We start from the raw sequence: 19,614 nt of genomic DNA on the forward strand, positions 1-19,614 counted from the left end.
TACGTGGCCGGCTTCACCGCTCCCGAGGGCAAGACCATGGGCCACGCCGGCGCCATCGTCTCCGGCTCCTCAGGAACCGCCGAGGCGAAGAAGGAAGCGCTGGAAGCCGCCGGCGTCCAGGTCGGCAAAACCCCCAGCGCCACCGCGCAGCTGATGCGCAAGGCCGTCAACGGCTGAGCGCGCTTCGGTACCGGTCGGGTCTGCGTTCGTCCTGCCCGTCACGATCCGATAGCGTCGGTGAGACCCGCACAATCCGGAGGTATTTTTCGCATCTCCGGGTTGTGCGGGTGTCCGAGAGCAGGTCTTGCGGCCGGGAGGAGTTCCACGCGATGTCCGCGCCTTATCCAGCGCCGCAGTCGGCGGCACAGCAGCCGGGACCGTCAGGACGGTCGGCTTCGGGGGCGGGTCCGGCGGTTCCGCTCGCACTCGCGGCCGCGGCATTCGGCCTGCTCGCCTATGTCCTGGGCTTCTTCGATCAGGAGGCGCGGACCCTGTTCACCGTGCTTCCCGGTTTCTGCCTCATCACTGCCGGGGCGCTGGCAGGACTGAACGTGCTGCCGAGGACTCCGAACACGCTGCCGGCCGCCGTTCCGCTTGCGGTGTACGCGGCCCTGTCGCTGTTGCTGGTGATCCTCACCGAGGGTGGGGGTGTCCTCGTGACCGTGGTGCTGATCCTGGCGTTCCTGCAACTCGCAGCCACGGTTGGTGCCCTGCTGCTGGAAGCGGGGCTCATGGCGGCCCCGGCCTCGAAACGCGAACAGTCCGGGGCATTCGGACCCCAACCCCATCAACCACAGCCCTACCCGGGGCAACCGCAGCCGGGTGGATGGAATCCTCCCTCCGGTGGCTTCGCGGCTCCCGGCCAGCCCCAGCCGGGGCCCATGCCGGGGCAGCCACAGCCGGGCGGCTGGTACCCGCAGTCGGGTGCCCAACCCCAGCCCTATCCGGGCCAACCCCAACCGGGAGTTACCCCCGGTCAGCCACAGCCCGGTCCCACCCCCGGTCAGCCCCAGCCCGGCCAACCTCAGCCCGGGCAACCTCAGCCCGGGCAACAGGGTGGATGGCACGCGCAAGTGGGCGGTCAGCTACCGCCCTACCCGGGGCAAGCCCAACCGGGCGAGTGGAACCCCCAGTCCGGCGGCTTCGCTGATTCCGGTCACCAGCAGCCCGGCCGGGCTCAGCCGGACCAGTACGGCCGACAGCCGGACGGGCCCCAGGGAACCCAGCACATGCCTCATCCCGACGAGGAGCAGCGCGACTCCTGAGCGTCGGCTTCGGCGGGCCGTTGTGCGAATCAACCGGAATTCGCACCGGGGCCGCTCGATCGGGCTAAACGGCGGCGCGCCATGCTCCGTTCGGCGTAGTGCCGGTGCGACGGTCGGCCCGTGACATCAGATCGTTCAGCAATCACCGCCGAATCGGCGTCCGGGGAGAATGCCGAACGTGTCTCCGATCGGCGCCGCGACGGCGTGCGGGTGAAGTTCCTGCTGACCGGGATCGGGATGACCCTGCTGACGAGCTACTTCGCGGTCGCCGGTGTGCTCGCGACGATGATCGCCTCGGCGCGGGGGGCGCCGCTGTCCCTGCCCGCCGTGCTGGTGGCCGCTCTGCCGGGATGGCTGGCGACCTTTCAAGTGCCGCTGACACTCACCGGGGTTTCGTTCACCGTGCCGCCGTTGCTGCCGACGATCCTCGTGATGTGGCTGATCGCCTCGGCTTCCCTGCGGGTGGCGCGGCGATCACGGGCGCGGCGTCCGAAGCAGGCGCTGTGGGTGATCCTGGCGATGGGACTCTCCCATGCCGTGTGCGGCTCGGGGATCGCACTGCTCGCCGATGGCCTCCACCTCCCTGCTCGCGCGGAGCCGGTTGAGGCGTTCCTGTGGTGTGGTGCGGTGACCGTGGCTGCTGCGACGGCCGGCCTGCTCGGACGGTGCGGACTGCTCTACGTGGTGTGGGAACGCGTCGGTGAACAGGCCTGGCGGGACCTTCGCATCGGAGTGCTGACCACGACCGCGGTGCTCGGCGTGGGAGCGCTGGTACTCGCCACAGCCGTGTGCCTGTCGCTGCCGGAGATTCTCGCGGTGCTGATGCGAATCGGGTCGGCCGGTGACGCCTTCGGCAGCACTGTACTGTCCGTGCTCTACCTTCCGGGCGCCGTCCTCGCCGGTTGGTCGTTTTCCACGGGAGTCGGTCTCTCGATGGGCGATCTCGCTTTCCGGCCGATGGGAAGCAGCCTCGGCGCACTGCCGGAGGTGCCGCTGCTGGCAATCCTGCCGGGGCAGGGCCCGGCACCGTGGTGGGCGGCCGTGCTCGTCCTGCCCGCGGCGGTGGGCGGTGTGGTGGGCTGGACATGCCGGCACGTACACGAGAATCCGTATCGCCGGATGCGCACGATCGCGCTGGCCGCACTGGTCGCGACCGCCTCGATGTCGGCGGGTGCGATGGTGGTCGGCGGGCGCCTCGGGGGCGGCGGAGTGGACCCGATCACGCTGCATCCGTGGATGCTGGCTGTGGCCACATTCTGCTGGATCGCCCTGCCCGCGGCAGCCATCGCCTGGTTCGCGGGCCCGGGATGGCAGGCTGCCGCCGCTGAACAGGCCGGGGGCAGCGCCGAGCACGAGAGTGTCGTCGGTGCGGAGGGCACCGGCGATGTCGGCAACGGCGCGGAGGACGAGAGCACCGGCCGCGGCGGGGGCTCCACACCCGGCGAGGACGATATCGAGGACGGGGAGAGCGGGGAAGGGGAGACCGAGGGCGGCTCCGGGGGCGACGCGGAGGTGGCGAGCGTTCACGAGAACGCACCGGAGGATGATGATACCGCCGAGGACGAGGACGGCGGCCTCGTCGAGAATCCGGAAGGCGGCGATCCCTCGGAGGACGCGGAAGCGCTGCTGGACCGGCTCGACATCGAACTCGCGGGGACCGATCCCGTGGAGTTCGACGACGACATCGATCACCACGGATGAGTGATGTACCACTCGGACGGGGACCTGGCGATGAGAGACGGAGACCGGGCGCTTACTCTGCACCGTGAAATCCGTCAGCGTGACATCATTCCCGGGCTTTTTCCGCCCATGGTGCACGATGTCCCGGCATGGTCAGGAGCGAACGCTGAGCGTTGCGACCCCGCCCACCCGCGATCCGGATGAAGACCCGCCCCCGGAGGGGACTCGGGAACCGATGCGGATCAGGACCTCCCAGCCGGCGCGGGTCGTCGTGCTGGTCTCCGGCTCCGGAACTCTGCTGCAGGCAGTGCTCGAGGCCGTGTCCGATCCGGAATATCCCGTACGCGTGGTCGCGGTGGGAGCCGATCGCGATGGAATCGAGGGCATCGCCCGCGCCGAGCATGCCGGGATCCCCACGTTCACCTGCCGGCTGAAGGATTATCCGAGCAGGTCCGACTGGGATCGGGCCCTGGCCGAGGAATGCGCGGCCCACGAGCCCGATCTGGTGCTCTCGGCCGGGTTCATGAAGCTCGTCGGCGAGCACTTCCTCGCCCGTTTCCAGGGGCGCTATCTCAACAGCCATCCCGCGCTGCTGCCGTCGTTCCCGGGAGTGCACGGTGTGCGGGACGCACTGGAGTACGGCGTGCGGGTCACCGGCTGCACCCTGTTCATGGTGGATGCCGGGGTCGACACGGGGCCGATCCTGGCGCAGGAGACGGTCGAGGTGCGGCCCGGAGATGACGAGGCGAGCCTGCACGAACGGATCAAGGCCGTCGAACGGCGGCTACTGGTGAACACTCTGGAGCAGCTGAGCCGGCACGGCTGGACCGTGCAGGGACGAAAGGTGAGTATCGGCGTGACCACGAATTCACAGCAGCGGCGGCCGGTTCGCCGCGCGCTGATCGGTGTGTCGGACAAGGCCGGCCTCCTGGAGCTGGCCACGGGATTGCATGCCGCGGGTGTGGAGATCGTCTCCACCGGGGGCACGGCCCGGACCATCTCCGCGGCAGGCGTACCCGTCACACCAGTGGAGGAGCTCACCGGATTCCCGGAAACGCTGGACGGCCGGGTCAAGACACTGCACCCGCGGGTGCATGCGGGCCTGCTCGCCGACCTGCGCCGCCCGGAACACGCGGAGCAGCTGGCGCAGCTCGACATCGCCCCCTTCGATCTGCTCGTGGTCAACCTGTACCCGTTCGTGCACACCGCGGAGTCCGGAGCCGACTCCGAGGAGATCGTCGAGAACATCGACATCGGTGGACCCGCGATGGTGCGTGCGGCGGCGAAGAACCACGCCAGCACGAGTGTCGTGGTGGAGCCGAACCTCTACGACTGGGTTCTGGAGCAGGTCCGCGAGGGCGGCTTCACCCAGCAGGATCGCCAGCGACTGGCGGCGGCGGCGTTCCGGCACACCGCCTCCTACGACGTTGCGGTGGCGAGCTGGATGAGCCGGACGCTGGCGCCGGAGGACGACGAAGCTTTTCCGGGTTGGATGGGCGAGACCTGGCAACGCCGGTCCGCGCTGCGCTACGGCGAGAATCCTCATCAGCCCGCCGCGCTGTACGTCTCCGGCGGGGAGGCCACCGGGCTGGCCGCGGCTGCTCAGCTGCACGGCAAGGAGATGTCGTACAACAACTACGTGGACGCCGACGCCGCCTGGCGTGCCGCCCACGACCATGCCGAGACCTGTGTCGCCGTGATCAAGCACGCCAACCCCTGCGGCATCGCGGTGTCGTCCGGCGACATCGCGGAGGCACACCGCAAGGCGCACGCGTGCGATCCCGTGAGCGCTTTCGGCGGGGTCATCGCCGCCAACCGGGAGGTCTCGGTGGCGATGGCCGAGCAGATCGCGGAGGTGTTCACCGAGGTGGTGGTGGCCCCCGGCTATGCGGACGGCGCGCTGGACGTGCTGGCCCGGAAGAAGAACGTGCGCATCCTGACCGCACAGCCGCCCCGATCCGGGCGTGTGGAGATGCGCGCGATCTCCGGCGGTCTGCTGGTGCAGGGATCGGACGAGATCGATGCCGGCGGGGATGCCCCGGCGGACTGGACACTGGCCACGGGCTCGCCGGTGGACTCCGCGACCCTGCGCGACCTCGAATTCGCCTGGCGGACCTGCCGGGCGGTGAAGTCCAACGCGATCCTGCTCGCCGACGACGGGGCGACCGTCGGGGTCGGCATGGGGCAGGTCAACCGGGTGGACTCGGCACGCCTGGCGGTTTCCCGAGCCGGTGACCGGGTCCGGGGTGCGGTGGCCGCTTCCGATGCGTTCTTCCCGTTCCCCGACGGCCTGCAGGTGCTGCTCGACGCCGGTGTGCGCGCGGTCGTACAGCCCGGTGGTTCGGTGCGGGACTCGGAGGTCATCGCCGCTGCCGAGGCCGCGGGCGTGCCGCTGTACTTCACCGGCACCCGTCACTTCGCCCACTGACGTTGCCGTACGGACGGGGCCCGGTCTCGAGGCCCCCGCCCGCACGGTGCCGGCCCCTTCCGCCGGAGTCGAGTCAACGGCGGGAGGGGCCCTCGTCGACGTCGGACCGCTGCTTGCCGCGCTCCGGTGATTGTTGCCGTTCGTCGGTGTTGGACTTGTGCGGCAGGTGCTCACGTTGCCTCGAGGCGCCCGTGGTCACCTGTGCCTCGCTCGGTGAGACACCTTCTCGCCGTGCTTGCCGGGCTCGCTGGCGCCGCTGAGCGTTGTCGCCTTCTGTCTTCTTTCGTGCCATACCTTTCGGATACCCCGGGCACTGCGGACCGTCACATGTTTTCCCGAGGTCATCGGGCCGGTGTTCGTGGTGCGGCTGAGCTGCCGAGAGCATCGCAGGAGTTCACGAGGACTCCTCGGCAACACCGCAGCGGCGTATCGCCAGCAGTGCGTAGGTCCGTGCGGCATGTTCCAGTTCCGCCACGGCGACGTGCTCGTCGTGCGCGTGGGCGTATCGCACATTGCCCGGCCCGTACTGCAGCGTCGGAATCCCGGCCGCGGCGTAGTGCCGCAGATCGGTGCCGTACGGAGCCCCCAGTGCTTCCGGTCGCGCCGCTCCGGCCGACTCGACGGCATCCCGGGTCTCGCCGAGGAGAGGATGCCCCTCGGGCAGCCGCCCGGCGGCGAACACACCCCCGGGCCAGCTCACCCGGACCGGATGTTCGGACAACCACGGATCCGCCGCGCACGCCCGGGCGACGGTGTCGGCGAAGTCGGTTTTCGCCTCGGCCACCTTCTCGTCCAACCGCACCCCGAATCGCCCCTCGGCGATGGCCAGATCGGGGACGGTGCTCGCCCAGTCACCGGCCCGGACCACTCCGATCGACAACGGGTAGGGCGACTCCAGGTGTGCCAGCAGTGGATCCGCGTCGGCGTTGCGGCGGGTCTCCAGTTCACGAAGCACCGGCAGCAAACCGCTCAACTTCTCCACCGCGTTCACACCGCGGGTACGGGTGGCACCGTGCGTGCCGTAGCCGGGAACTTCCAGGCGGAACGTCAACGACCCGGCGTTGGCGGCCACGATCGCCCCGTCGCTCGGCTCGGCCAGGACGCAGGCAGCTCCCCGGTGGCCCCGGCGCAGCGTCGCGAAGGCTCCGAGACCGCCGTCCTCCTCGGCGGGAACGGTGTGCACCGCCAACGGCCGCCGGAGCCGGACTTCCGCCGTGCGCAAGGCCGCCAGCGCGCCGAACACGGCCGCCAGCCCACCTTTCATGTCGCACGTTCCGCGCCCGGCCGCGATACCGCCCCGCTCTCGGCCGCCCCGCTCTCGGTCCTGCTGAAGACGCAACGTGTAGGGGTCGCGGTCCGGCCACAGCTCGAGATCACCCGGCGGCACCACGTCGGTGTGCCCGGACAGCAGCAGCGCCGGTTCCTCGTGGGGGTTGCCGAGAACACCGACACATCCGAAAGCGGTGTCCCGGACGACTTCCTGGCCCGGGAAGTCCTCCTCGGCCGCGAGCTCATCGAGGTCGATCCGCCAGTGGTCGACCCGGAGGTCCAGCGAAGCCAGCCGGCTCGCGCACCACTGCTGGGCCTCCTGCTCGCCCGCTGTGCCTCCGACACTGGGAATCGCGACGAGCTCGCGGAGATCGGCCAGGATTCCCGGTACATCGATGGAGTCGAGGACGCGGCGTTCGGTGTCGGTGAGGGAATGCGCACTCTCCACATTGCAAGTGTGTCGCACCGCTCCGGGTTGCCGAGTATGGCCATTACGATTCCGGCGTGGCCGAAGGCGACTCCACCGACAACACACAGCCGGGCTTCGAGATCGGCAAGGACGGGCTGAGCGGCATCGTCGTCGGGATGGACGGCAGTCCGGCCAGTTTCCATGCCGCCGCATGGGCCGCCGGGCTCGCACGGCGAGAGCGCGCACGGCTGGTGCTGGTCTACGTCGAGGCGGTCGCCGGCGTCGCCTACTGGTCACCGATGGGAGTGGCCGTGGCCAGTGAGGCGGCCGAAAGCCTGGTCGAGGAGCTGAAGAAGGAAATCGTCGCCCACCTGCGGGGGATCGACATCGACTGGGACTTCGTCCATCACCGCGGCGATCCCGCTGTCGGGTTGGAGCAGGTGTCCGAGCAGTACCGGGCCGATCTCATCGTGGTGGGGCGTTCCCGCCGCCGGGGCGGCCTGCTCGGGACCGTACCCGCCACGCTCGTGGTCGAAGCGATACGTCCGGTCGTCGTCGTTCCCTGATCGGTGCCGTGCCGGTGGCCGGCCGTACTCGCGTTCATCGGTGTGGTCCGGCGCACTGCGGTGATCGACGACTGCGGCGGCGGATGCGGACTTCACCGGTGCCGGTATGCGCGGGGCCGGGAACCGGTGAGGCGGCCCGGCCCCGCGCCGCTCGCTGTCACTCCATCGACGGGCGCGGCGGAGCCTCGTTGCCGGTCAAGGCGATCAACGTCCCGTTGGCCACGAGTTCGCTGACCGCTGCGGGCAGGACATAGGCCGTGCCGCCACCCTGCTGTTCGAACCACGGCACCGCCGTACCGCGCAGCGCATGAACCGGACGCTGCACCCGGTAGGCGAGATAGGTCCGGTTCGCCCACTGCGGCGGCAGAGAGCGCTGGGTGTACGGCGTGCGGATCGCGTAGGTCACGTTGCCGCTCGGCTCGCCGAAACGGTCGAGATCGGTACCGGGCTGCAGCACCACGGTGTGCCGATCCCGATACAGCGTCAGCGGCGGTTCACCCTGCAACGGCTCGATCGGCTGCTGTGGAGCCGGGGGCCCGCCTGCCTGGCCGGCTGGTGGCCCTCCGCCGGGGGCGTGTCCGTTGAGCGCTTGCCCCGGAGGTGCCTGGCCGACCGGTGCCTGCGGCGGGCGCGGCGGCTCACCGGGCCCCGACTGCGGAGGCCGGTTGAGCGTGCTGTTCAGCCGGGTCGGCGGCTCGCCCGGATTGCCTGCCTGCGGTGGGCGCGGTGGTTCCCCCGGAGCGGCCGGGCGGGAAGGGCTCGCCATACCGGGACCACCCGACCCCGACTGCCGCTGATCGGCGCCCGCGGGCCCACCGGTCGGGGGTGGGTTCACCGGCGCGGGAGGCTGGTTTCCCGCATCGGACTGCGGGGGTGTCGCTCCGGCTCCATCCGCCCGTGGCGGGCGCTTCGGCAACGGCGGTACTTCCTGGCCGGATGCTGCGGTCCCGCCGGAGGTCGATTCGTTGGGCGGTGGTGGCGGTGCCTGCCCCACCGGAGGTGCCGGGCGCTCCTGATTCAGAGCAGGCCGGATGTGGGTGCGCTCTTCGCTCGCAGCGATGTCGTGGTGCACCGTGCCGTCGGCACCGTTGTCCTGAGCCGCCGGACTCTCGGGCGCCGACAGTGCGCCGCCCTCCGGCTGCGGTGACCGATTCGCCGTGAACAGGAAGTGCTCGTCCGAGTCCTCCGCGGACCGGTGTTGCGCATCGGTGGACGAAGGCGGCGGGTCGTCCGGGATCGCGGCTTCGGGTGAGGAGTCGGCGGAGCCGGGGAGAGCGTCGGCCCCGGAGGAAGCATCGGATTCGGCAGAATCGTCGGATTCGAACGGGTCGATCGAGGCCGAAGACTCGGCGGGCTCCGGAGCACCGCCGCGGGCGGTACCGGCCTCCGGATCGGCTTGCGACATCAGCAGGCCGCCGAGCAGGTAGGCCGCTGCCTGGTCGGCCCGGGCGAACCGCAGTTCACCCGGAGAGTTCCGCGGCCCGATGACGAGCCAGTCGGCCCCTTCCGCCACCAGGCACCACGTGTCCTCGGCGCGGCTGCCGATCCGGTAGCTCCCCGTGTCCACGCCGAGACCGGAGAGTCTGTCGTCGAGCTGGGCGAAGACGGCCTCCGGCCCGGACACGTCGAGATTCTCCTCCTCGGTGTGTCCGTGCCGTGCGGCGGAGACGGCGTCGGCCTGCGGTTCGGACTCACGGTGCCATGCCTGCTGTTCGTCCGCGCCGAATCCGTCGGCAGCGGCATCGTCGCTGCTTCGCGCACCGATGCCGGGGCCCTCGGCATCGATGTCACCGCCACCGAGGGCATCCGCTGCCATCGGCGTGTTGTGTCCGGGAGAATCGTCCGGAAGTGCTCCGTTCTCCTCGACGGGGGCGTGTCGCTCCGGGTGGGAATCGGCCGAGGCGTCCACGGCGGAATGCTCGGAGGTGTTCAGGTACTCGTCGGCTCGGGCAGCGTCCGATTCCCGGGGAGCCTCAGGCGCGCCGCCAGCGGCAGGTGACTCCTCCGGAGCGGGCTGATCGACCAGGGCGCTCGCCGCGGCGTCCCGGGTACGGTCGTCGATCTCGGGCAGCACGAACCGCCTGCTGCGGATGTGCTCCAGCAGCTCGGGTTCCGGTGGGAGCCCGTACTGCGCCAGGTAGTAGGGCAGGGCGCCCTGCCACAGCCAGACTCCGTCGGTGTGCCAGGTCGCGGGCACCACGGCAGGACGCTCGGGGGCGAGCTGATCGACCTCGTCGTCCCGGGCGGCGAGCACGATGGGAGCGTTTTCCAGGTACTGGCGCAGTGAACTGCTCTCTTCCGGGGAAACCGGTGTCCGGGTCGCCACCAGGGGGCGCCCCTGCTCGTCGACATCGTCGAAAACCCGGGCCGTTCGGAAGTGCTGCTGCCCGCCGGGTGTGCTGCTGTCGTGGGATTCCTGCCGGTCCGCGGCGATCGCGGCTTCCTGAGGTCTGGTGACATCGTTTCCGACCGGTGCCTGTGGGGGCGCCTGCTGGGGCTCCGGTGGCTGGGGCTCCGGTGGCTGGGGTTCCGGCGGTTGGAGCTGAGGCGGCTGTGGTGCACCGTTGCTGGACGATCCCTCCAGCCTCGCTCGCATCCAGTCCGGAATGTTCTCCTCGGAGCGCGGATAGCGGCGCAGCTCGTCGACGTAGGCGGCGCCGGGCAGCGGCTGCTGCCACTGGGGCTCCTCGTCGAAATTGATGTCGATCCGGTAGCTCGACGGGCGTTCCACGATGTACAGGGCACTGATCCACGTGCCCACATCCGGCCGGTACATGCCCTCGCGGAGATGCTCGAAGATGCCGAGCAGCTCCTCGGGAGGCTGCCATGTCTCGGTACTGCCGTCCTGCCGTGCTGTTTCGCCGAGCAGGTCGCGGTATTCACCCGTGGCGCGGTACTCGACCGTGATCTGCTGCCAGTCCTCGGGTGCTTCCTGCAGCAGCAGAACCCCGATCCTGCGTGCGATCTGTTCCTGCTCTTCCGGACTGATCGCTGTCGGACGCGACATGGGTGTCATCCTCCCCCTCTCGACCGGGCACACCGACTCCGCCCCACGGTGACGTTACTTGATCCGTATGTGCCCTTGTCGATTCCGTCGGGCTTCGGTGCTCTCTGCAGCGGTACAGGAACTCCTCGTCGGGGCGGCGCCGTCGGAGGCCTCCCTGCCCGGGCAGTTCCCACAACGGGACGATGCGGTGCGGTGTGCGGGAAGCGCGCCGCGATCGCGCTGTGCACGATATCCCGTCTCGGTGGAAGAACCTGCGGAGAGGCGGTGTTCGCCGGGGTCGCACACGGTTGCCGTGCACGGTCCGGACGTTGTCGCGGTCACTTCGGCTTCTCGTGTCCTCGGCGGGAGTGGATACTGTCCGCACGTGAACATCCGATCTCTCCACGAGTCGTCCCGCCGTGCCGGACCGAAGGTGCGTCGCGGTCTCGGTCTCCTCGCGGCCCTGGGAGTGGGAGCCCTGCTCGCGATGCAGTCCCGTGTCAACGGAACATTGGGGGCGCGACTGCAGGACGGTATCGCCGCCGCCGTCATCTCGTTCGGAGGCGGGTTGATCGTATTGCTCGCCTGCACGGCGGCGGTGCCCACGGCGCGGCGCGGTTTTCGGCGGATCGCGGAGACGCTCCGGTCCGGTATCGGCCTGCGCCCGTGGCAGTGCCTCGGCGGGGTGTGCGGCGCGTTCCTCGTGCTCAGCCAGGGTGTGACGGCCAGCGCGCTCGGCATCGCGCTGTTCACCGTCGCGGTCGTGGCCGGGCAGGTGGTCAGCGGGATGGTGGTGGATCGGTTCGGCCTCGGTCCGGGTGGCAGGCAGCAGGTGACCACCACGCGGCTGATCGGCGCGGTGTTGACCCTGGTGGCCGTGGTGATCGCCGTATCGGCCCGGCTCGGTGAGACACGGGCGAGTTGGCTGGTGGTGCTGCCCGGACTCGCCGGGATCGGTGTCGCCTGGCAGCAGGCCGTGAACGGCCGGGTCAAGCAGACGGCGGATTCGACCGTGTCGGCCTCCACGCTGAACTTCGCCACCGGAACGGCAGCCCTGGTGCTGGCGGGCATCGTGGAGATCACGGTGCGTGGCCTGCCGGACTCGTATCCCGATGATCCGCGGCTGTACCTCGGCGGCCTGATCGGCATCTTCGTGATCGGCGGTGCGACCGTGCTCGTGCGCTATACGGGAGTGCTGCTGCTGAGCATGGGCATGATCGCCGGGCAGCTCGCCGGCGCGCTGGCGCTCGACCTGATCGTGCCCACTCCCGGCACCCGGATCGAGACCTCGACCTTGGTCGGCGTCGGCCTCACGCTCGTGGCGGCCGTGGTCGCCGCACTACCGGCAGGGCCGAGAACCGAGTCCGCGCGCGATCTGCCACGATGACCAACCGTGAGCGCGACAATTCTCGACGGCAGGGCCACCAAGGACGCGATCTACGACGAGCTGCGGCCACGGGTGGCCGAACTCACCTCTCGCGGACGCACCCCCGGACTGGCCACGGTGCTGGTCGGTGACGACCCGGCCTCGCACTCCTACGTGCGGGGCAAGCACAACGACTGCGCGAAGGTCGGGATCACCTCGATCCGCAAGGAACTGCCCGCCGACATCGAGCAGGCCGGGCTCGAGGCGGTGATCGACGAGCTCAATGCCGACCCGGCCTGTACCGGCTACATCGTGCAGCTGCCGGTGCCCGAACATCTGGACACGGGTGCGGTGCTGGAGCGGGTCGCCGTCGACAAGGACGCCGACGGGTTGAACCCGATCAGCCTCGGGCGGCTCGTGCTGGGGGAGCCGGCCCCGCTGCCGTGTACGCCGCGCGGCATCGTCGAGCTGCTGCGCCGCTACGAGGTGCCGTTGAACGGTGCGCGGGTCGCCGTTGTCGGCCGGGGAGTCACCGTCGGCAGGCCGCTCGGCCTGCTGCTGACGCGACGCAGTGAGAACGCCACCGTCACGCTGTGCCATACCGGAACCAAGGACCTCGCCGAGGAGGTGCGCCGTGCCGACATCGTCGTGGCCGCGGCAGGCAAGCAGCACCTCGTCACGCCCGACATGGTCAAGCCCGGCGCGGCCGTGCTCGACGTCGGCGTCACCCGGTCCGACTCGGGCCCGGCGGGCGATGTGCATCCCGACGTCGCCGAGGTGGCCGGGTTCCTCTCGCCGAACCCCGGTGGTGTCGGGCCGATGACCCGCGCGATGCTGCTCACCAACGTCGTGGAGGCCGCCGAGCGCGCCCTCACCTGATCGGGGTCTTGTGCGGCTTCGCGCGAAAACCGCGCATGGAAGGCGGCTCGGCCGCGGCGGAAGACCGTGGAGGAGAAGGGAGGCGGCGGCATGACCGGCCGGTTCCGTGACAGGAGGCTCCCATCGGTGCACCTGCCCTTCACCGCGGTCGCGCTGGTGGCTCTGAGCGGTTTCCTGCGGGTGGCCATGCAGCACTGGCGGGAAGGCGCGACCCTGCTCGGCGGTGCGTTCCTGCTCGCGGCGGTGCTGCGCGCGGTGGTCCCGCCCGAGCAGGCAGGCCTGCTGGCCATTCGCAGCCGTGCCGTGGATCTCCTGCTCTACACCGGGATGGGACTGCTCATCGTCTTCGTCGCCGTCACGATCAAGGGCGGGCCGCTGGCGACCTGACCCGGCAGGCAGGCGAGGGACGCACCCTTGCCGGGAAGCCGGGCACGGATTCTTGTGCGCGGAAAGCCCTGCGGTCTACTCCCACCAGAACGACCAGCTGCGGCGCCCCCGGATCTCCTTGGCGTGCGCGGCGATGCTGCCGGATTCCTGCATGACCCGGTCGGGGGCGAAGGTCCAGTGCTCGGCGGCGACCGCCGCGGCGTGCTCGGTGTCGTGCGGGGGTGCGGCGACGCTGATGTCGAGCCGGTCGGGCCCCAGCCGCAGTACGCGTGCGCCGAAGCGCTCCTCCCAACTGCGCAGCATCGCCGAGAGCCCCGCGGTGCGGGACACGTGGTTGGCCGCTCCCGACCAGCCGAGCACGGTGAGCACGTCGGCACCGCGCTGCACGGGCACCAGTGCCAGCCGCGTCTCGTCGTCGATGAAGCGGGGGATCTGCTGGTTGGCCAGGATGTCCGGGTCGGCGAGCAGACTGCCCGCTGCAGCGGTGCCGGGGCAGGAGTGGTCGAACGGTGCGAGGCTGTCCGCCTCGTAGGCGGGGCCGAGCTCCGAGTCGGCCTGGCACAGCCCGTCCCAGATCCGGGTCATGACCTGGTGAGCCTGCCACCGGTCGATGTGCTCCAGCGGTTCCGGCGCGACGACGCCGACCGTGCAGCGCTCACCGTAGACCTCGGTGTCGTCGCACAGCAGCAGCGGCCACAGCCCGCTGCGGGAGTGGTCCGCACGCAGGGCCGCCACCAGTGGCGCGGAGGGAGGGTCGTCGCTGATCCAGCACAGCGGTTCCGGCTCGGCCGCCGAGTTCGTGCGTGTGGACTGTTCGCCGAGCAGCTCGCCGGGCGGCAGGGTCACCGAGAGCCCGCCGCCGGCTGCGTTGCCCACAACGGAGCCGAGTGGGCCGGTCGGGTCGGTGGTGTTCTCAGCGAACCGACCGTCTCGCAACACTGCACCGCCTCCTTACCGAACGTCGGCCGGGCAGCGGGACGCTGCGCCGCCGTACACCTTAAGGAGTGGAGCGCGCTGCCATCCGTTCGGGCCATGTACTGCGGGCGCGCCCGGCCGTACCGACAACGGGCGCGCCGTGGAGTCATCGCTGCATTTCCACCTCGCAGTCGGGGCCCGGATACATCAGGCACTCGTGACCGTCGCTGAAGCGGACGAAGTACGGCGGGTCACCGTCCTGGCCGCGTACTTCGAGGATCACTCCTGTCCGGTCGGCCTGCTCGACCGTCCGGCTGTGGACGTGCAACTGGTCACCGATGGTCGCCTTCATCCTCGTCACCTCCAGGCAAGCTGCCATCCTTCCTGCCAGAGTAGGTGACTCGGGCCACACCGTGCAGCGGTGGAGAAGACCGCGCACGCCCTCTTGTGCGGCTCAGCCGGTGGAGTTCGTGCAAGCCGCCAGGACTTGCTGGGTCTGTTCGAGTTTGGTCTGCAGCCACTGCGCGCTGTTCTGCGCGGTGATTTCCCCGGATGCGACCTGCTCGAGTGAGGCCTGCACGTCCCGCAGGTCCTGCTCCAGGGCCTGGTTGCCGGTCTGCTCCGCCAGCCGGCCGAGTTCTTCGGCCTTGGCCCGGGCTTCGCTGCGTGCCTGCTGCGGGTTGTCGAAGTTCGGCGTGAACTGTGCGATCCCGGTTGCCCGAGCACAGGTCTGCACGGTATTCAGCCCTTTCCGGGCCTGCGAGACGTTCTCCTGGGCCTGCTGCAGCCCCTGCTGGGCCTCCTGGAGCTCGCCGCACGCGGCGGCCCCGGTCAACAGGGGCAGCGCCAGTACCGCCATCACGAACTGCTTGCGGGCTCGCATCGTTCCTCCGTGCCGGATCCGACGGGTCACAGCCGGCGCCACGGTGGTGCCGGACGCGGCCACTCTACCGAGCGCGGGGGCCGGTGTGGTTCCTTCGCTCGGGGCGTCACTTCCGGGCACCGCGGCATCGAACCCGTGGCCGGCCTTACCCGGACGGGGTAATCCAGGCCATGACCTCGGACGGGAGTTCGAGCTGGGCCAGCCACGGGGCCGCCCCGATCCGGTAGAGCACCACCGCGGAGAGCACAGCCGCCAGGATCGTCAGAGCGGGCCCGATCAGGACCAGCTCGACCTTGCCGCCGGTCTTCATGCGCAGCAGCTTCGGCGGTGCCACCGGGAACCAGGTCTTGCCGCCCAGCGGCAGCGGCCACAGCATCGGGCAGCCCTGCTCGGTGATGGCATCACCGATGAAGTGCGCGATGCACCCGATCATCACCGCCACTCCGAACGCGGCGGCGTCGAAGGGCTGCTCTCCCGTCCACGCCCAGCACACGAGGGTGAGCGCCAGGGAGGCGGCGGCGATCAGCAGCGCGTCGGATCTCGGTGACCAGTTGTGCATGAGCCCTCGTACCGCCAGCCCCGCGAAGGTGAACATCAGCACGCCGAGCACGGCGCCGTCGCTGGTCTGCACGATCGCGGTGGTGGTCAGGCCCGCGAGCACCGCGAACACGAGCGTGTGGGTGAAGCCGCGGTGGGTGCCCGCGCGGTCGCTGTCATGCTTGGTGCGGGTCAACCTGTAGAGGAACCCGCTGAGGCTGCTCATGGCCGCGGAAAAGCCCCGCGACATGCTGCCGAAGGTCCTGGCGACGGTGGACTTGGGATGGTCGATGTCGGGGAACAGGGCGGCACCGGTGGCCAGAGTGGCTCCCACCACCCATGTCTTGGGGGTCAGTTGCCCAATGGCGTGGCTGCCTGCCATGGCCGTCACTGCCGCCCAGGCGGCGAGCCCGCTCATCGCGTGTGTGGGTCCCGTCGCCATACGTGCTCCTCGTCGAGGTCATCGAGCAAGATCGTCGTCGGGCGTGAGCGTAGAAGTCCGGGCGCGGCGCCGGTTGCGGTGGGGCACGCATGCGGGACGCGGGGTGACGTCTCCAACGGGTGGGGGACACAATCGAGTTAGTTAGCAGTACGCTTGTACCGCTTGCATTCTCGCGAGAGGAGCACCCCGCCACCATGAGCAAGATCAAGGTTCAGGGCACCATCGCCGAACTCGACGGCGATGAGATGACCCGCATCATCTGGTCCTTCATCAAGGACAAACTGATCCACCCCTATCTCGACGTCAATCTCGACTACTACGACCTGGGGGTGGAGCACCGGGACGCCACCGACGACCAGGTCACGGTCGATGCCGCGAACGCGATCGCCAAGCACGGCGTCGGCGTGAAGTGCGCCACCATCACTCCGGACGAGGCTCGGATGGACGAGTTCGACCTGAAGAAGATGTGGCGCAGCCCCAACGGGACGATCCGCAACATTCTCGGCGGCGTCATCTTCCGGGAGCCGATCGTCATCTCCAACATCCCGCGCTACGTGCCGGGCTGGACCAAGCCCATCGTGATCGGCCGTCACGCGCACGCCGACCAGTACAAGGCCACGGACTTCCGAGTACCCGGCCCCGGCACGGTGACGATCACCTACACGCCCGACGACGACTCCGAGCCGATCGAGTTGGACGTCGCCAAGTTCCCGACCGACGGGGGCGTGGCGATGGCCATGTACAACTACCGGCGCTCCATCGAGGAGTTCGCCCGCGCCTCCTTCCGCTACGGCCTGGAGCGTGGCTACCCGGTGTACATGTCCACCAAGAACACGATCCTGAAGTCCTACGACGGTGTCTTCAAGGAGGTGTTCGAGGAGATCTACGACAAGGAGTTCAAGGCCGAGTTCGAGGCCAACGGTCTGCTCTACGAGCACCGCCTGATCGACGACATGGTCGCCACCGCCATGAAGTGGGAGGGCGGCTACGTCTGGGCCTGCAAGAACTACGACGGCGACGTGCAGTCCGACACGGTCGCCCAGGGCTTCGGCTCGCTGGGCCTGATGACCTCGGTGCTGATGACCGAGAACGGCACCGTGGAGGCGGAGGCCGCGCACGGCACCGTCACCCGGCACTACCGCCAGCACCAGCAGGGCAAGGAGACCTCGACCAACCCGATCGCGTCGATCTTCGCCTGGACCCGCGGACTGCAGCAGCGCGGCAAGATCGACTCCACTCCCGAGGTCGTGGAGTTCGCCTCGAAGCTGGAGCAGGTCGTCATCGAGACCGTCGAGAGCGGCAAGATGACCAAGGACCTGGCACTGCTGGTCGGCGGTGACCAGGGCTACCTGAACACGCAGGACTTCCTGAACGCCCTGGACGAGAACCTGCAGGAGAAGATGGCCCGGCGCTGATCCTCGGATCTGCGCCGACTTTCGCCGCCTGCGGCGACACCGCTCGCGGCGACGCGCCGGAACGCCACTCTCGCCTCTCACAAGGAGGCGCGGGTGGCGTTCTGCTTTGCGCGACAGGGCTGCGAGTGAACGGAACTTTCACCCGGATAGAAGTAACGAAAGTTCCGTTCACTCCACACCGAGCGGGTGGTGGGTTCAGCTCTGCAGCTTGTCCAGCGCGGTGCGGATCTCGTCGGGAACCGGCACCGGACGCCGGGTCTCGCGGTCGACGTAGACGTGCACGAAGTGCCCGAGCGCGGCGGGGCTGTCCCGACGGTTGCCGAAGACGGCGAGCCGGTACCGCACGCTGGAGTTGCCCAGCCGGCCCAGCCCGACGCCGACTTCGATGTCGTCGGGGAAGCCGACCTCGGACAGGTAGCGGCAGGCGGTCTCGGCGACGAGTCCGATGGCGGGCAGCGCGGTGATGTCGGAACCCGTGGCGCGCATCAGCCAGCCGTTGACGGCGGTGTCGAACCACGAGTAATGCACGACGTTGTTGACGTGCCCGTAGACGTCGTTGTCCTCCCAACGGGTCGTGATCGGCCACAGCACGCCGAAGTCGTCTCGCGACGGGGGAGGGTCGGGAAAGTCGGCCACGCGCGTGAGCCTATCCGGCCCCCGTGGCGGTGGGTGGAGGCCCACGAATGCCGGTGGATACCGCAGGCAACGGCCGAGGAGGTCGTGATCGCGCAGCGAGCGGACGGGGGTGCGTACCGGCGATCACCGGATCGGTTAGAGTTGTGCCCGCACGGTCGCGGACACGGCCGTCGCGCGCGATTAGCTCAGCGGGAGAGCGCTACGTTGACACCGTAGAGGTCGCTGGTTCAAACCCAGCATCGCGCACCGGATTTCCACTGCCCGCCCCATCAGGGATCGATCCCGGTGGGGCTCGCGTTTTTCTGTGGTGCACCACGCCGCTGTGGAATGGTCTGCTCCTGCGCGAGGGTCGCCTCCTGGATGACACTGGACCCATGGTGGACAAGTTCTCGCTGGAGGCCCTGGGCCGCGAGCATCTCGAACGGGCGAGTCAGGCAGCGAGCGGGCGCAGCGCCGGGACCGTCTACGGCGGGCACGAGCACATGCTGCGCCAGACGCTGGTGGCTTTGAACGCGGGCGCGTACATGGACGAGCACGAGAGTCCGGGCGAGGCCACGGTGCTCGTGCTGCAGGGGCGCATGCGCCTGAGCACGTCGGACACCTCGTGGGACGGGCTGGCCGGTGACATGGTGGTGGTGCCCGCGGCGCGGCACAGTGTTCACGCCCTCGAGGAGACGGTGATCCTGCTCACCGTCGTCAAACGTGTCTGACGGTCGACTCGGATTCGCGGGTCGGACACAGCCCGCGACATCGGCGGTCCGGGAGCGGTCGTTATCCTGCGTGCCGTGCTGACTGTCTCCACCGTCAACGTCAACGGCCTGCGTGCCGCCGCCAAGAAGGGCTTCGTCGAGTGGCTGGCCGCCACCGAGGCGGATGTGATCTGCATGCAGGAGACGCGGGCCGAACACGATCAGCTTCCTGCCGCCGTCCGCGCGCCGGAGGGCTGGTACACGCTGCTGGCGCCGTGCGCGGTCAAGGGGCGCAGCGGGGTGGCGATCTACAGCCGCACCGAGCCGGAGGCGAGCCGGGTCGGGTTCGACTGCGAGGAGTTCGACGACAGCGGACGCTATGCCGAGATCGAGTTGCGCGACGTGGTGATCGCCAGCCTGTACCTGCCCAGTGGTGAGGCGGGCACCCCCAAGCAGGACGAGAAGGAACGGTTCATGGCGGCGTTCCTGCCGTACCTGGTCGAGTTGCGCGCCCGCGCGCAGGCGCAGGGCAAGGACGTGCTGGTGTGCGGGGACTGGAACATCGCGCACCAGGAGATCGACCTGAAGAACTGGAAGAACAACCGCAAGTCCGCCGGGTTCCTGCCCGAGGAGCGGGCCTGGATGAGCCGCGTGTTCGACGAGGCCGGTTACGTCGACGTGGTCCGACGCCAGTACCCCGAGGGGCCGGGGCCGTACTCCTGGTGGTCCTACCGGGGCAAGGCCTTCGACAACGACAGTGGCTGGCGGATCGACTACCAGGTCGCCACCGAGGGGATCGCCGCGCGTGCGCTGGAGGCGAAGGTCGAGCGCGCGCCGTCCTACGACAAGCGCTGGTCCGACC

18 protein-coding genes, 1 tRNA gene and 2 pseudogenes are annotated in these 19,614 nt (G+C 69.6%); 13 read left to right on the forward strand and 8 right to left on the reverse strand.

Going from position 1 to position 19,614, the window contains the following annotated elements; translation table 11 throughout:
- From DFQ14_RS22475 to purH, 5 genes and pseudogenes are all read left to right on the forward strand, one after another.
- Positions 1-177: pseudogene (locus DFQ14_RS22475) on the forward strand (succinate--CoA ligase subunit alpha); the annotation flags it as partial.
- Positions 178-329: 152 nt separating this feature from the next.
- The gene (locus DFQ14_RS20250; protein WP_158546732.1) at positions 330-1,265 is read left to right on the forward strand and encodes a DUF5336 domain-containing protein; all 936 of its coding nucleotides are present in this window, start codon (positions 330-332) and stop codon (positions 1,263-1,265) included.
- A gap of 120 nt (positions 1,266-1,385) precedes the next feature.
- On the forward strand, positions 1,386-2,966 hold the full coding sequence (locus DFQ14_RS21930) for a cell division protein PerM (RefSeq protein ID WP_158546733.1): 1,581 nt from the start codon (positions 1,386-1,388) through the stop codon (positions 2,964-2,966).
- Positions 2,967-3,180: 214 nt separating this feature from the next.
- A pseudogene (purN, locus tag DFQ14_RS22480) lies at positions 3,181-3,756 on the forward strand (phosphoribosylglycinamide formyltransferase); the annotation flags it as partial.
- Positions 3,757-3,801: 45 nt separating this feature from the next.
- A complete protein-coding gene (purH, locus tag DFQ14_RS20260) occupies positions 3,802-5,373 on the forward strand; it encodes a bifunctional phosphoribosylaminoimidazolecarboxamide formyltransferase/IMP cyclohydrolase (protein WP_246195831.1) in 1,572 nt (523 codons plus the stop codon).
- A gap of 73 nt (positions 5,374-5,446) precedes the next feature.
- Here the strand turns inward: purH and DFQ14_RS21715 are convergent, their stop codons facing one another.
- Positions 5,447-5,665, reverse strand: coding sequence for a hypothetical protein (locus DFQ14_RS21715; protein ID WP_141921405.1), 219 nt, complete (start codon positions 5,663-5,665; stop codon positions 5,447-5,449).
- A gap of 102 nt (positions 5,666-5,767) precedes the next feature.
- Positions 5,768-7,090, reverse strand: coding sequence for an ArgE/DapE family deacylase (locus DFQ14_RS20265; protein ID WP_246195824.1), 1,323 nt, complete (start codon positions 7,088-7,090; stop codon positions 5,768-5,770).
- Positions 7,091-7,146: 56 nt separating this feature from the next.
- On the opposite strand from DFQ14_RS20265, the gene DFQ14_RS20270 reads away from it, so the two are divergent.
- A complete protein-coding gene (locus DFQ14_RS20270) occupies positions 7,147-7,617 on the forward strand; it encodes a universal stress protein (protein WP_114454933.1) in 471 nt (156 codons plus the stop codon).
- A gap of 157 nt (positions 7,618-7,774) precedes the next feature.
- Here DFQ14_RS20270 and DFQ14_RS20275 read toward each other — a convergent pair whose 3' ends face one another.
- Positions 7,775-10,624 carry a glycohydrolase toxin TNT-related protein gene (locus DFQ14_RS20275; protein WP_114454934.1) on the reverse strand — a complete coding sequence of 950 codons (2,850 nt, stop codon included), beginning with the start codon at positions 10,622-10,624 and terminating at the stop codon, positions 7,775-7,777.
- Between the two features lie 466 nt (positions 10,625-11,090).
- Here DFQ14_RS20275 and DFQ14_RS20280 point away from each other — a divergent pair, with 466 nt between their 5' ends.
- The 3 genes from DFQ14_RS20280 (at position 11,091) to DFQ14_RS20290 (ending at position 13,235) form a co-directional block, all read left to right on the forward strand.
- On the forward strand, positions 11,091-11,990 hold the full coding sequence (locus DFQ14_RS20280) for a DMT family transporter (protein ID WP_420810205.1): 900 nt from the start codon (positions 11,091-11,093) through the stop codon (positions 11,988-11,990).
- A gap of 6 nt (positions 11,991-11,996) precedes the next feature.
- The gene (locus tag DFQ14_RS20285) at positions 11,997-12,848 is read left to right on the forward strand and encodes a bifunctional methylenetetrahydrofolate dehydrogenase/methenyltetrahydrofolate cyclohydrolase (protein WP_114454935.1); all 852 of its coding nucleotides are present in this window, start codon (positions 11,997-11,999) and stop codon (positions 12,846-12,848) included.
- A 90-nt stretch (positions 12,849-12,938) separates the two neighbouring features.
- Positions 12,939-13,235 (forward strand): DUF3017 domain-containing protein, encoded by a 297-nt coding sequence (locus DFQ14_RS20290; RefSeq protein ID WP_114454936.1) that lies wholly within the window; start codon positions 12,939-12,941, stop codon positions 13,233-13,235.
- A 75-nt stretch (positions 13,236-13,310) separates the two neighbouring features.
- On the opposite strand, the gene DFQ14_RS20295 is transcribed toward DFQ14_RS20290, so the two are convergent.
- The 4 genes from DFQ14_RS20295 to DFQ14_RS20310 all read right to left on the reverse strand — a co-directional run bounded on the left by DFQ14_RS20295 (position 13,311) and on the right by DFQ14_RS20310 (position 16,012).
- Positions 13,311-14,174 (reverse strand): DUF4253 domain-containing protein, encoded by an 864-nt coding sequence (locus DFQ14_RS20295; protein ID WP_246195822.1) that lies wholly within the window; start codon positions 14,172-14,174, stop codon positions 13,311-13,313.
- A gap of 142 nt (positions 14,175-14,316) precedes the next feature.
- Complete coding sequence (locus DFQ14_RS20300; RefSeq protein ID WP_114454937.1) at positions 14,317-14,502, reverse strand: DUF1918 domain-containing protein; 186 nt, start codon at positions 14,500-14,502, stop codon at positions 14,317-14,319.
- Between the two features lie 102 nt (positions 14,503-14,604).
- A complete protein-coding gene (locus DFQ14_RS20305; protein WP_114454963.1) occupies positions 14,605-15,033 on the reverse strand; it encodes a hypothetical protein in 429 nt (142 codons plus the stop codon).
- Between the two features lie 145 nt (positions 15,034-15,178).
- Positions 15,179-16,012 carry a metal-dependent hydrolase gene (locus DFQ14_RS20310; protein WP_114454938.1) on the reverse strand — a complete coding sequence of 278 codons (834 nt, stop codon included), beginning with the start codon at positions 16,010-16,012 and terminating at the stop codon, positions 15,179-15,181.
- Positions 16,013-16,206: 194 nt separating this feature from the next.
- Between DFQ14_RS20310 and DFQ14_RS20315 the strand changes: the two genes are divergently transcribed.
- The gene (locus DFQ14_RS20315) at positions 16,207-17,427 is read left to right on the forward strand and encodes an NADP-dependent isocitrate dehydrogenase (protein WP_114454939.1); all 1,221 of its coding nucleotides are present in this window, start codon (positions 16,207-16,209) and stop codon (positions 17,425-17,427) included.
- Between the two features lie 195 nt (positions 17,428-17,622).
- Here DFQ14_RS20315 and DFQ14_RS20320 read toward each other — a convergent pair whose 3' ends face one another.
- Positions 17,623-18,063 (reverse strand): acyl-CoA thioesterase, encoded by a 441-nt coding sequence (locus DFQ14_RS20320; RefSeq protein ID WP_114454940.1) that lies wholly within the window; start codon positions 18,061-18,063, stop codon positions 17,623-17,625.
- 174 nt (positions 18,064-18,237) lie between these two features.
- Here DFQ14_RS20320 and DFQ14_RS20325 point away from each other — a divergent pair.
- The 3 genes from DFQ14_RS20325 to DFQ14_RS20335 all read left to right on the forward strand — a co-directional run.
- Positions 18,238-18,309: transfer RNA gene (locus tag DFQ14_RS20325), tRNA-Val, on the forward strand.
- 131 nt (positions 18,310-18,440) lie between these two features.
- Positions 18,441-18,773: a cupin domain-containing protein gene (locus tag DFQ14_RS20330; protein WP_114454964.1), complete on the forward strand. Its 333-nt coding sequence runs from the start codon at positions 18,441-18,443 to the stop codon at positions 18,771-18,773.
- Between the two features lie 75 nt (positions 18,774-18,848).
- Positions 18,849-19,614: exodeoxyribonuclease III (locus DFQ14_RS20335; protein ID WP_114454941.1), on the forward strand; the 766-nt coding region annotated here is incomplete at its 3' end.

The sequence above is a fragment of the Halopolyspora algeriensis genome, assembly GCF_003337235.1.
Taxonomy (GTDB): Bacteria; Actinomycetota; Actinomycetes; order Mycobacteriales; family Pseudonocardiaceae; genus Haloactinomyces; species Haloactinomyces algeriensis.